Raw genomic sequence first — 13023 nt, forward strand, 5'->3', positions numbered from 1 at the left:
TCCAAAAATTAGTCGAAGTGGGATTGGATGTTTTAGCATAAGACATCAGTTCAAAGGTGAAGGATTTGCCAGGAATCAAAAAGGCGATGGTCGGTGTTTTGACTGACCTGTCATTTATTGATGACTTAATGAAAGAAGCCTCGATGGTGGTCTACATTCCGCCGTTGTTTTCAGCGAAGGAAGCCTTGATCGGTCAACGGATGGTGGATAAAGCGATTGAACACAAGATTAAGCATTTTGTTTTTATCTCAGTGATTCATCCGATTTTGACCAGCTTGCTGCAGCACACCGCTAAGCGAGATGTTGAAGAGTATCTGATCGTAAAAGCTATGGAGACGCAATGTTCTTATACGATCTTATAGCCGATGCATTACATGCATAATTTCAATCCGCAAATGATGGCGGAACGGGCGAATATCGGATCTTTTATGATGTGGACAGTAAAGTTGGTTATGTGGCGACTGAGGATGGCGGGGAAGTTGCAGTGAAGGTGTTGACTGATCCTGCGAAACACAAGAAAGCAAGTTACGAATTAGTCGGGACAAAAGCTTATTCACCAAACGATCTGGTAAAAATGTTTAATCAAATAACTGGAAAAAATGCGGTATCCGCATACATCGATGTGGAAGATTTCTTGGATCAGATTCAAGCGAATGATCTCTTCTTCAGAGAAGGCTTCAAACATTTAGCTCATTCTTATACAACGTGGGGACTAGATGACAATCCGAATGTACTGACCTGGCTGCTTGGACATAAGCCAACGAGCTTTGAAGAGTATCTAAATGAAAATCTGAATACGTAGAAAAAGAAGGCTAGAACGATTTCTCATTCTAGCCTTTTTACATAAATTTTATTGTAACTTATCGTAAGCATTAAACCCGATGCCTTCATCTTTCCAACCAACTTTGATTAAATGATCTCGTTCATATTTGAATAGAGTAAAGTGATGAGCACCAGCTTTTGCGTTTGGATTATACAAACGATAAACAGGCTGTCCGAGATTTTCAGGCGGCATAATAAGACCAATATTATCATCATGCCATCCAACTCTGACCAAATTCTGAACTTCATTAGCATTAGCAGTGTAATGATGGTCGCCCGCATTCGGATTATAGACACGATAAACATGAGTAGCCTTTGCCTGTTTCCAATTGCCTATACCACCTTGACCATAAAAACCGACGCCTTCATCTTTCCAGCCAACATTAATTAATAGAGCCCGCTCATGATTACTAGAGGTAAATAAATGCTCACCTGAATTCGGATTGTAGACTCGATAAATCTCGTGACGGTCCAAATCCGCAGCAGAAGCCTTTGAACCAAAACCCATGACACCTATTAAACATAGTCCAATAAACATCACCATCATGATAATCGACTGCTTCTTTTTCTTCATTCCAATCCCCTCCGTTTTTTCGAAGAACCTGCTTAACAGATGTTTCACTTTCCGAATCGAATTTGATCCTAACACAACAATTTTCCAATAGTTTATCTAATAAAATTATATCATATAAGAAACTACACTAAATTTAAATATCATAAAATATGCAAAAAGCTTCCCATCGAAAATGATAGGAAGTTCTAGATAGCAACATGTTTATTTAAAACTAGAATAAGCGTTAAATCCGATACCTTCGTCTTTCCAACCAACTTTGATTAAGTGATCGCGTTCATATTTGAACTGCGTAAAGTGATGAGCACCAGCTTTCGCATTTGGATTGTACAAGCGGAACACAGGTTCACCAAGACTGTATGGCATAACCAAAGTAATATTGTCATCATGCCAGCCTACCTTAACTAAATGCTGAACTTCATCATAATTAGCAGTGTAGTGATGATCGCCTGCATTCGGATTATAGACACGATAAACATATGCTACTTTGATCGTTTTCGTATAGCCTTGACCATAGAACCCGACACCTTCATCTTTCCAGCCAAAGTTTACCAATGTAGCTCGTTCATAATTACTGGGCGTAAAAAGGTGTTCTCCAGAGTTTGGATTATAAAGACGATAAATCGCGTCTCTTTGCGATTCTTCAGCCGAAGCTTTCGAACCAAAGCCAACAGGACCTAACAAACAGAGTCCAACGAACATTACCATCATAATAAGTGATAATTTCTTTTTCTTCATTTTTATCCCTCCATTTTTTCCATGTTAACTAGCTTCCAGACGAATTTGTTCAAATAGTTATACTAGATCAATTTTGTTTTATTAATAATTATATCATGCGGAAATTATAAAAATTATTATTATCATGAACGGTGGTTTTTCTGTCTTAAACGTCTTTATTCTTTGTTAAATAGTCGATTATGAAGATTCCAGTCATGCGTGATCAACTATTCTCTTTCATTTCGCTAAAAACAATTTGATATTAATTTATCAATCATTGCTAATCGATAGTAATTTTGTAGTGAAAATAGTTTGATAGCATCAGTTTTTTTGACAATAATCTTAAAATCTTCACAAAAAGAAAGTGGACTTTGGCGAAGCGGCTGTACTATTCTAAAAAGAACAAGAAGGATGATTATTTCCAAATGAGGAGTGAGAATAGATGCGTGTACTGGTGGTCGAGGATAATCGCGAACTGGCTTTGTCGATGAAAAAGGGCTTGGAGCAGGAGAATATTTCGGTGGATTTGGCTTATGATGGTGAATCAGGAGAAGAGAAGGCCTTCGTGAATTCCTATGATGGCATTTTTCTGGACTTGAATTTGCCTAAAAAGGATGGCTTGGATGTTTTGCAAAGCTTGCGAGGAGAAGAAGTGGAGAGTCCGGTCATCATTATCACTGCTCGGGATGAGATCGAAGAGCGGGCGAAGGGGCTGGACTTTGGAGCAGATGATTATTTGGTTAAGCCGTTTGAATTGTTAGAATTGAAGGCACGTTTGCGGGCGGTTGTTCGCCGCTATCATGGACGTTCATTGCCGCAGATTTCGATCGGCGGGTTAACGATTGATCCGGTTTGTCGTAAAGTTTCTTATCAGGAAAAAGAGATTCCATTGAAACCCAAGGAATTTGATATTTTATTGTGTATCGCTCAGCGTCATCCGGCCGTTGTTTCCTCTGAAGAGATCGCAGAGCATGTTTATGACGAGTATTTTGACCCATTTTCCTCTGTTTTACGGGTCCATTTAGCGCGATTGAAGAAGAAATTGGCTGAAGCAGCAGGAAAAGAAGTCTTAAAAACAATACGAGCAAAGGGGTATCAATTATGCGATTAAATTTTAAAATGACATTGACGATGCTACTGTTCTCATTGTTAGTAACAGGTGTGATTCTGACGAGTTTTTTCCTTTTGCGCAATAATTTCGAAGGGATTAGTATCGCTTCGACACTGGGGGAAGATGTATATTTCATGGAAGAAAATAACGTATTTCAAGCGAAAACAAAATTCGAAGTTTCTGAAGCAGAAAAAGGCGAACCGTTAAATGTTTCGATGGTTGAAAAAGCTTATCAAGATGAATTGTTCAAATATTTGCCGGCAATGGTTTTAGTCATTTGTTCCGCTGTTTTGTTGTTGACCTTTCTGCTCTGGCTAGTTTTACGCAAAATCTACAGTAATCAAATTTTGGCGATCACCCATGATCTGAAATTTATCGATCAGCTGCCGAAAAATACAATGAAAGACGAGGCACTAAGTGAAGCTTTCAATAAATTAAAGGAAAAATTCGATGGTCATTTGGAGGATTATCGCCGTCTGAATAGTTATCTGACTCATGAACAAAAGAACGCCATTGCCATTCTCCGATCTAACCTTGAGATTGAACGCCAGCAAGAAGCCAATCAAGAAAATCTAGCGCTGTTGGATCGGTTGACTGATAGCATCGACGATATTCTCACGCTTTCCAACAATACGGACGATCTCGGAGATGAAGTCGTGGATGTTTCTTTAGTTTGTGCTGAAGTCTGTGATGCGTATAAAAAGAACTATCCCGATCTGCTGTTTGAATTCAATGAAGAGGAGACTACCCTTATCCAAGGGCGCGACCGCTGGATTTATCGCGCTGTTTCTAATTTAGTCGATAATGCGATCAAATATGGGAATGATAAATTGGTGACCGTCAGTATCTCCAACAAAAACGGCAGTGTAGTTGTTCAGGTAAAGGACCGCGGGATCGGTATATCGCAAGAAAAGCAGCCGGCGATTTTTTCCCATCACTATCGCGTACATGGACTAAAGCAAGATGGCTATGGCATCGGACTATCTGTGGTATCGCATGTTTGCGACTTATGTCGCGGGTTCGTCTATTTAGAAAGCGAGGAAAACCTCGGCTCGACATTCTATTTGAGTTTTCCTAGTGTGGGTTAACATTCAGTTAACACTGCATTTGCTACTATACGCTCATAGGAGGAGACGAAAGCGATGATCATCATCCGACATGCTTGGCTAAATCTTAAACGCAACCGTTTCAGTCATTTAAAAATAGGCAGTATGATTTTGCTGATTCTGCTGATTGTTTTTTCAATGCTGAAAATCTATCGAACGGCGACCGCCTATTTCTTGGATTATCGAAGTCAGGCAGCCGCGGTAGTCAAAGGCGTGCAAGATTTAAATCAAACCGAACAAGCGAAAAATTTGAAACCAACCGATTATGAAAAATTGAGAAACTTGTCTTATGTAAAGAAAAGTCAATTAAACGCACAAGGAATCGTTCCATCTACATTGGTGCAGCCAACAGTCAAAGGACAAACGACCACAGACTATACAAGTTTTCCGCCAGATCAGAATAATGAAAACTACTTATCAATCACAATGCTGGATAATGCCTCATTAAAAGAACTTTTAACCAGAAAGGCTGAAAAACTCAAAGGGACTGCGCCACTCAACAAGAATACCTGTGTCATCAGCAGAGCCTTCGCAAAAGCCAATAAGCTGAAGCTAAATGACACACTCTCATTGGGAGCAAAGGGGCAAGAACAAAAGGTAAAGATCACAGGAATCGCTGAATTTGCCAATGCAGAATGGTTAACCTTACCAAGCACTGTTTTGATCAACTGGGATACAGGAACAGCGATGCAGGAGAGTATTATTCAAACCTATTCAATGGTCATGTTCCAACTGACTGGTAAAAAGGAATTAAAAAACTTTGTAAAAGTCTTTAAAGAATCAGAGTCTTTTAAAGAGTACTCCTTGATCGGGCAAAACTGGTCACAGGGCCTGCTTCAGTCATTTAAAGACACGCTGGATCTGTTTTTTAATGGTCTGATCGTCGCCTTGATACTGGGAATCGTATTGATCGCTGTAATCTATCAGCAAGCTATCAAGCGGCGGCAAGATTTTTATGTTTTGCACCTAATGGGGATGAATCGAAAGACGTTAGCCTTAAGTGGCTCAGTGGAGAACATCCTGCTCACTTTCGGTATTGGTGCACTTGCTGCCATCATCTCACAACGCTTGAGCCTCTGGATCACTGGCGAATGGCTGATTAAACTACAGCAAGAACTCTCACATCAAGAACCATTTGTGGAGTGGGTATTTCCTAAGTTTGATCAGAGAAGTCTCGCTATAAGCAGCTGGTTCGACCACATCGGACTAATTTTTTTAGTCATTTGTCTGATTACCATGCTGCTGCTGATCAATCTTCGGATCGCGAAGATCGTCCGTGAGCCCTTGCAGGAGGTGTCGAAACGATGACTGAATGGATAGTGCAAAATGTTGATTTTCAATACAAGCAATCAGAACTCAAAACGTTGGATAACATCCACGGCAGCTTTCGAACTGGCAGAAGTTATCAGATTTTCGGCGATCCTGACAGCGGAAAAAGTACGCTCTTAGCACTTTTTGCGGGGCTGACAGTCTGTTCAGAAGGATCCTTAACTTTTGCTGGAAAAGAGCTGGCTACACTGGATCGGAATACTTATCGCGGACGGGAAGTTGCTTGTCTATTCCAAGAGGGCAGCTTGCTGCGAGACTCAGCATTGGCTAATTTGGAGATGGAAGCTCTATTATCTGGCGAGAAGATCGATAAAGAGGCACTGACGAAAGTATTATTGTCAGTCGGCTTACAAGAAAATCAGTTAAAACTTCCGTTAAACAAATTATCGCAAAAAAACCAGCAATTAGTCACTTTGGCTAAGTTACTAGCCAAAAAAACGGCTCAGTTAATATTAGTAGATGAACCTGAGAAAGTTTTCAGTGAATGTGGTGTCTCTTTTGCGATGGAACGACTACGCAGACAGTGTTTACAACAGGAAAAATGTCTGATCTTTACGACTCAAACAACCCAATCGGTCAAATTTGCGGATGAATTATGGGGACTTAACGGAGGAAAACTCCTGTTTATCAAAGACTAGTAACCATGATCTGATCGCGCTTTCCAATCATCCAAGTTCTCTGATAGGAAGGATGCTTCGATGAATTATTGGAAACGAGCGAGAAATAGTATTTTTAGAACCAAAGGAAAGTCATTGATTCTATTTGCAGTCATTTTTGTTTTAGGAAATGTCATTGCCGGAGCGATCGCGATTCAGCAATCTACGGCGAATGTTGAGAAGAAAATGAAGCAGCAATTAGGTGCGACTGTTGCGCCAGAGTTAGACCTCGAAAAACTGATGGAGCAAAATGGTGAAATTCAGGCAATCAAGGGTCCGGAAAGTCTCAAGGAGGAGACCATCAAGAAAATGGGAGCTTCGCCTTATGTGAAGGATTATGATTACAGCTATTTAACTTATCTCAATGTTAAAAAGTTCAAAACCTATGAGCTGAAGCAAGAAGGCAATATGCAAATATCGAGTCCATACAAATCCATGATGTTAAAGGGCAGCAACAGCACAGAGCCAATGGATTTTAAAAATAAGAAAGTCAAACTGGTTGATGGCCGAATGCTGACTAAGGAGGAGCTTAAAGGCAAGAAGCCCGTCGCCTTGATCTCGAAAAAAGTTGCCGATGAAAACGGACTATCTGTTGGGGATCAAATGCTACTTGATACAGTTACACTCATGCCAAAGGATGACGGCACAATGGATTCACAGGATTCCACCGAACATAGCATTAAGATCGTTGGCTTGTTCGAGCCTATCAAATTAGATAAGAAGAAAAATGATGGTCAAGGTCAAGATGCACTCAACAAGCAGATGATGGAGCTGGATCAGTATAATACGGCTTTTGTCTCGAATGGCTTAGCTCGCGAGATCAACAAAGCAGAGATCGAAAATATGCCGCCTGAACAAGCTGAAGAAATGGGCGAAGAAATCTCTCCAATCTTCACACTGAAATCACCGGATGATGTTGCCGCATTTAAAGCAGAAATCAAACCGTTATTACCAGATGGCTACAAAGCAGTCGCTTCTTCGGATGAGTTCGATAAAGTCGGTGCAAGCGTCAAACGTTTGTCAAAAATATCTGGTTACGTCGTCTTGTTAGCCATTCTGGCATCCTTGATGATCATTTCACTGGTCGTAGTGTTATTTATGAAAGATCGCAGACATGAGTGGGGCATTTACCTATCCTTAGGTGAACAACGTAAGAATGTGTTGAAGCAAGTCATCGCTGAATTATTGATGATCAGCATGGCTGCTCTCTTGGTGTCGCTTGTTACAGGAAATATTTTAGGAAAAATTGTTTCAGAATCTCTTATCGCTGGTGATACGATGGATCAAGTTGCTCAAAATGTCGGTAACCAAGTCTTCACCACAGGCTTGGGATCATCAGTCCTAGATTCAAATTTAACCAATGAAGATGTTCTAAACAATTATGAAGTTCGTTTCTCTTTGACCTACTTCATCACGTTCTTGGCTGCCGGGATCGGCACGATTTTGGTGTCGGCGATTTTACCACTGACTTATGTGATGCGGCTGAATCCCAAGAAAATCATGATGTAGGAGGAGTAGACTATGACAATATTAGAAGCAAAAGAGTTGAGTTATTTTTATCAAGACGGTGGAATGCGCCGGATGATTTTGCAGGATACTTCAGTGAAATTTGAAAAAGGTCAATTTTATACGATCTTAGGCGAATCTGGTTCAGGGAAGACCACATTTTTATCTTTGATTAGTGCGTTGGATGCTCCGACTTCTGGTGAAGTCTTGTATAACGGAGAGAATATCAAACAGATCGGCTACGAGCGTTTCCGGCGGGATGACGTCAGTATCATTTTTCAAAATTACAACCTAGTCCCTTACTTAACAGGACTAGAAAATGTTTTGGTGGCGATGTCAATCACTGACAATGAGATGCCTAAGGCTACGACAGAGATCGCTTATAATCTTTTGGATTATATCGGGATCACTAAAGCAAAGGCAGATCGATTAGTCAATCAGCTTTCTGGTGGGGAGCAGCAGAGGATCGCGATCGCACGGGCTTTGGCAACGAATGTAGACATTATTCTAGCCGATGAACCGACGGGAAATTTGGATGTTGGAATGGAAGAAGAGATTGTGACGATCTTCAAAGAATTAGCTTCAATCCACAATAAATGCGTCATCGTAGTGACCCATTCCAAAGAAATCGCCCAGCAGTCGGATCAAACCTTCTATTTAAACCAAGGTGAGCTGTTGCCGTATGAGTGATTTTCTTTCAAATTTCAATGGTGACAATTATGATCGTCGCAAACAGGAAAAGGAACCGCGAAAGGAAGCTCCGAAAGAATTTAAGCCGGAACCGAAACAGAAAGAAATTTCGGAAAAGCGAAAAGAATCACCCAAACCACCGACCAAACGAAGAGCTAGAACGAAAAATGATGATGTAGAGATCGACCCTGCTTATAAAAAACAGAGAAAAAGAAAACGACGCTTTATTGCATTGGGAGTTTTGGTAGGTTGCCTGGCATTGAGCTTCCTCTATTATCAGCAGACGCACGTCAAAGTCCCAAATTTTGTCGGCAAAAATCTGACGGATATGCAAGTCTGGGCATCAGAAAATAAAATCAAGACCAAGGTCAAGCAATCCTATGATCTAGGAAAAGAGGCCAATACAATCTTAGCTCAACAGCAGAAGGCCGGATCGCGAATAAAAAAAGGCGGAGTACTCAACATAACGAACAGTCTAGGCGCGGATCCTAAAGAAAAAATACCTTTGCCAGATTTTATGACGATGAACAAGCAACAGGCGGAGCAATGGATCAAGGAGAAGAAAGCGGACAATCTTTCGCTTATCGAAGAATACAGCGATACTGTTGAGAAGGGACAACCAATTCGCTCAGAGATTGCAAATATGGAAGTAACACCAGAAAACTATCGACGAAAAGATGCTGCTAAGGTCTATTTTTCAAAAGGATCCCAAACGTATCAAAAGGATATCAAAGTCCCTGATTTTCTGCGGAAGCCTCGCAGTGAAGTCGAGACTTGGGCCAAAAACAACGAGATAGACCTAACGTACGAAGAGAAAACCTCAAATGATATCCCAACAGACAGTATTATGGAGCAAAGTATTCCAAAGGATGAAAAAATCGCGAAAAAGGATAAAATGCGTGTGACGGTTTCGCTAGGCAAGGGCTATGTTGTCCCGAATTTTGCAGATTATAACCTAGAAGATGCGGGAGCAGCTCTGGAAGGTGTGCAAGTTCAATCAAAAGGCATCTATACGGAAAATCTACCATATGGTCAGTTAGTATCGCAAAGCGAGGAAGCAGGTGAGGTTCTGAGTGCTAAAGACAATTTAACGATCAAAGTGCTGTATTCACTAGGTCAACCATATATGAAGGACCTGCGAGGAACAATGGTGGAAGGCGGACTACAAAAATACTTCCACGATGAGTTTCAGTCAAAGGGCGCCAATATCAATTATGTGATTCGCCACGTGGATTCCGATCAGCCAAAAGGCACAGTTGTTGGGATGAGTCACTTTAGTGATTATGTCCCGCTAAACCTGACTGTATCGATCGATATCAGCCTTGGAAATTTAGGCTCAGCACCAACTAGTTTTCCGAATAGCACTGGAGCCGGAGATAATAGTAAAGCCGAAAACGGTTCTAACGCCAGTAACAGTGGACAAAATGAGGGAGGACAAGATAATATCAATGAATAGTTTTTTTGATTTCCTAGTTCTCCATCAATTGTAAAAATTTAGTTTATTTGAATAATTTAAAAACCTAAAATATAAACTCATTCAAGATATTATTGAATGAGTTTATTTATGTTAGTTAATAAAATACTATTTGCAATATAACATCGATTATATTAATATTAAAATAGAAAAAATATCATTTATGATTATATCGAATTGGAGGCCTTTACAATGGAAGGAACCACAGATGAACAAGATAAGATTCGGCGGGCAACGTTGTTGATCTCGATGTTGCTTTTATTATGCAGCGTGGGAAGCTATCTGCTTTATCAGCATTTTTATCAGCCGGAACTGACCGTGACCTTTGTCAATAAGAAAATCCTGCCAAATACTAGAACTCCAAAAAAAATATCTCGTGAAGTAAAGACAGTCAAAAGTGATAAAAGTACTCCAGAAAGTAGTGCAGCTGAAGAATTGAACCGTAATCCCTTGATACAAAGTACTGTCTTAAAGGAAAATCAAGTAAAACAATCAAGTCACGCAGTTTCTGAAGTAAAGATATTTAAATTGAGTGATGAAATAGAATGATTGCTTCAAGATTCTTCGATCATTTTAAAGCCATTCATGCCAAGCCTTTTTCAGTCTAGCCACACAGTCTGGAATATCGTCCAAATCAATTTTTCCGAAGCCGAGAAATAATGTATTGGCGGGACAGTCTGCTTTTTCCTGCCAGAATTGCATAGTGGAATAGACCCGAACACCTTGTTCCAGCGCGCGATCAATCAATTGGGTCTGTTGGACGTCTTGAGCAAACGTCAGTAGAAAGTATTGACCGCTGCCGTTACTGGACAGTTTAACTTTATCCTTTACATCTGACAGTTCTGCCGTGAAGCGTTCGAGACGCTTACGAAAGGCGTGGTTTAAGCGGCGAATGTGTCGTTCATAATTTCCCGTTTCAATTAGGCGCGCAATAACATATTGATTCAGTAAGGGCACGCTGCTATTATACAGTTCAAATGTTTTAAGATAACAGTGAAGCAATGCTGGAGGTAAAATCATATACCCCATCCGAATCGATGGAGATAGTGCTTTGGAAAAGGTTCCGAGATAGATTACCCGGTCCTTATCGTCGATTGATTGAAGTGCGGGAATAGGTTTTGAATAGTAACGTAGTTCACTATCAAAATCGTCCTCAATAATAAAGGCGTTGCTTCTTTCAGCCCATTCTAACAATTTGTATCGACGATCAATTGACAGCGTCGCGCCTGTTGGAAATTGGTGAGAAGGAGTAGTATAAATTGCGCGAATAGCTGAATAATTGGGAAGCTTAGAGACCATTAAACCGTCATGATCTACGGGAATGGTCTCTATTTTAACGCCATTTGTCTGAAAAACCGCTGCCGCTTTGTCGAAACCCGGATCTTCCATTAACAGAGAATTCTGATCAAATGAAATAAGCTTACAAAGATAATCAAGCGACTGCTGCAACCCACAGGTAAGAACAATCTGGTCTTCATCACAATGAACACCGCGAATTTTTCTCAAGTAGGACAGCAAATTCTTTCTCAAGTATTGTTCTCCCTGCTTGTCTTGGTAGGAGGAAAGCTTGGATTCATTAGACAAAATATCCATGCATTCAATGGTATATTTCCTCCAAAGCTTTTTGGGGAAAAGACTGCTAGTTTGACTGCTATTTGTCAGGTCATATACGATATCAAAGGACGACTCAGGTTCATCAGGAACCTCTTTTGGTTTTTGCTTGATCGCTTTTTTATGAATCTTCAGTTCAGGAACCTTCTTGACTCGCAAACCTATCCGTTTGGCTGAATTGACATAACCCTCAGCAATTAGCTGGCTATATGCGGTATTCACGGTATTTCGACTCACACCTAATATTTCCGAAAGGGCTCTACTGCTTACCAGAACATCATCTTCTTTCAACCTGCCGCTTAATATCTCGGTCTTTATCTGGTTATATATTTGTTCATATAAAGGCTCATCGCTTTCTCGATTTAGATAAATCACGGCACAAGCTCCCTTCTTCTGGTACTATAATTATTTCGTTTTCTGGTTCTTTTGGTAGTTCCAGAATTAGTATACCATAGTTATCAAAGTCGCTTAGAGGATGATGGAGGTCTAGAAAATGAACAAATCAAATCAACGGACTAATGATACAAAAGACGTTTTAATCGAATTCGTAGCAATTGCTTTCTTAGCAACTGGAGGGATTTTTGTAAAGTTTAGCAGCTTACCACCAATCAATACTGGCTTTTATCGTGTTCTGCTTGCTTTTCCATTTTTGTTTCCTTTGGCCTATAAACACCTATACCAACTGACAAAAAAAGATATAACGATTCTTTGTTTGGCTGGCATTTTTCTGGCAGGTGACATCGCGCTCTGGAATCTTTCATTTAGTTATACTAGCGTTGCTAATGCGAATCTGCTGACCAACTTAACACCATTTACCGTCATTCCTATCTCTTACTTTCTATTTAAGGAAAAGATTTCGCCGTCCTTTTTAGTTGGAGCAGGGATAACTGTGATTGGAGTATTTATCCTTTTAGGAGGCAAGAATAATCCTAGTCCAAGTAATTATTTTGGCGATTTATTGGCCTTTTGCGCCTCAATCTTTTATGCTGGCTTTTTGCTGATTACTTATCGTTTGCGTGATCGTTATCAAAGCAGTGTGATCATGTTTGTTAGCGGATTCGGTAGTTTGTTGGCTCTGGGAGCAACTGCTGCCGTGATTGAAGGGTTTCAAGCACCGAAAGAATGGATGGATTTATTCCCTTTATTAGGGTTAGCCATTTGTTTACAGGTGATCGGCCATAATTTGTTGGCTCATTGTCAAGGAAAGATAAATGTCAATTTGTCGACGATCGTGTGCCTTTGCCAACCAGTTGTTGCCTCTATATATGCTTTTCTGATCTTTTCTGAAAATCTGTCTTTAAAGGAGGTCGCTGGAATATTTATTGTCATGATGGGTGTCTATTCGGTCAAGTCGCAATACCAAAAGAAAACTAAGAAGTTAGCAAAAGAACCATCATAAATCGCTCATTAACAGAGCAGATTTGATATCC

Annotated in this window: 14 protein-coding genes; 11 read left to right on the forward strand and 3 right to left on the reverse strand. The window is 40.3% G+C overall.

Annotation, left to right across the window (positions count from 1 at the left end; genetic code table 11):
- Nucleotides 1–65 precede the first annotated feature (65 nt).
- Nucleotides 66–362, forward strand: a complete 297-nt coding sequence (locus AC4J95_RS11695) for an SDR family oxidoreductase (protein ID WP_494550030.1) — start codon at nucleotides 66–68, stop codon at nucleotides 360–362.
- A gap of 71 nt (nucleotides 363–433) precedes the next feature.
- Nucleotides 434–802: an NmrA family NAD(P)-binding protein gene (locus tag AC4J95_RS11700; protein WP_494550031.1), complete on the forward strand. Its 369-nt coding sequence runs from the start codon at nucleotides 434–436 to the stop codon at nucleotides 800–802.
- Between the two features lie 48 nt (nucleotides 803–850).
- Here AC4J95_RS11700 and AC4J95_RS11705 read toward each other — a convergent pair whose 3' ends face one another.
- Together AC4J95_RS11705 and AC4J95_RS11710 are read right to left on the reverse strand one after the other, a co-directional pair.
- Nucleotides 851–1471, reverse strand: coding sequence for a hypothetical protein (locus tag AC4J95_RS11705; RefSeq protein ID WP_494550032.1), 621 nt, complete (start codon nucleotides 1469–1471; stop codon nucleotides 851–853).
- Between the two features lie 126 nt (nucleotides 1472–1597).
- A complete protein-coding gene (locus tag AC4J95_RS11710) occupies nucleotides 1598–2131 on the reverse strand; it encodes a hypothetical protein (RefSeq protein ID WP_494550033.1) in 534 nt (177 codons plus the stop codon).
- A 421-nt stretch (nucleotides 2132–2552) separates the two neighbouring features.
- Between AC4J95_RS11710 and AC4J95_RS11715 the strand changes: the two genes are divergently transcribed.
- From AC4J95_RS11715 to AC4J95_RS11750, 8 genes are all read left to right on the forward strand, one after another.
- Nucleotides 2553–3221, forward strand: coding sequence for a response regulator transcription factor (locus AC4J95_RS11715; RefSeq protein WP_494550034.1), 669 nt, complete (start codon nucleotides 2553–2555; stop codon nucleotides 3219–3221).
- Nucleotides 3212–4309: a sensor histidine kinase gene (locus AC4J95_RS11720; protein ID WP_494550035.1), complete on the forward strand. Its 1098-nt coding sequence runs from the start codon at nucleotides 3212–3214 to the stop codon at nucleotides 4307–4309. The genes AC4J95_RS11715 and AC4J95_RS11720 overlap by 10 nt, the downstream gene beginning before the upstream one ends.
- Nucleotides 4310–4363: 54 nt before the next feature.
- A complete protein-coding gene (locus AC4J95_RS11725) occupies nucleotides 4364–5635 on the forward strand; it encodes an FtsX-like permease family protein (protein ID WP_494550036.1) in 1272 nt (423 codons plus the stop codon).
- Nucleotides 5632–6294, forward strand: coding sequence for an ATP-binding cassette domain-containing protein (locus tag AC4J95_RS11730; protein ID WP_494550037.1), 663 nt, complete (start codon nucleotides 5632–5634; stop codon nucleotides 6292–6294). The genes AC4J95_RS11725 and AC4J95_RS11730 overlap by 4 nt, the downstream gene beginning before the upstream one ends.
- A gap of 60 nt (nucleotides 6295–6354) precedes the next feature.
- Nucleotides 6355–7821: an ABC transporter permease gene (locus AC4J95_RS11735; RefSeq protein WP_494550038.1), complete on the forward strand. Its 1467-nt coding sequence runs from the start codon at nucleotides 6355–6357 to the stop codon at nucleotides 7819–7821.
- A 12-nt stretch (nucleotides 7822–7833) separates the two neighbouring features.
- Nucleotides 7834–8508 carry an ABC transporter ATP-binding protein gene (locus AC4J95_RS11740; RefSeq protein WP_494550039.1) on the forward strand — a complete coding sequence of 225 codons (675 nt, stop codon included), beginning with the start codon at nucleotides 7834–7836 and terminating at the stop codon, nucleotides 8506–8508.
- Nucleotides 8501–9964 carry a PASTA domain-containing protein gene (locus AC4J95_RS11745; RefSeq protein WP_494550040.1) on the forward strand — a complete coding sequence of 488 codons (1464 nt, stop codon included), beginning with the start codon at nucleotides 8501–8503 and terminating at the stop codon, nucleotides 9962–9964. The genes AC4J95_RS11740 and AC4J95_RS11745 overlap by 8 nt, the downstream gene beginning before the upstream one ends.
- 210 nt (nucleotides 9965–10174) lie before the next feature.
- Entirely contained in the window at nucleotides 10175–10531 is a 357-nt protein-coding gene (locus AC4J95_RS11750) for a hypothetical protein (RefSeq protein WP_494550041.1), read from the forward strand.
- Between the two features lie 24 nt (nucleotides 10532–10555).
- On the opposite strand, the gene pdxR is transcribed toward AC4J95_RS11750, so the two are convergent.
- Nucleotides 10556–11968: a MocR-like pyridoxine biosynthesis transcription factor PdxR gene (gene pdxR / locus AC4J95_RS11755; RefSeq protein ID WP_494550042.1), complete on the reverse strand. Its 1413-nt coding sequence runs from the start codon at nucleotides 11966–11968 to the stop codon at nucleotides 10556–10558.
- Nucleotides 11969–12086: 118 nt separating this feature from the next.
- Between pdxR and AC4J95_RS11760 the strand changes: the two genes are divergently transcribed.
- Complete coding sequence (locus tag AC4J95_RS11760) at nucleotides 12087–12992, forward strand: DMT family transporter (RefSeq protein ID WP_494550043.1); 906 nt, start codon at nucleotides 12087–12089, stop codon at nucleotides 12990–12992.
- Nucleotides 12993–13023 lie beyond the last annotated feature (31 nt).

This window comes from Enterococcus sp. GPZ-007, from assembly GCF_059374735.1.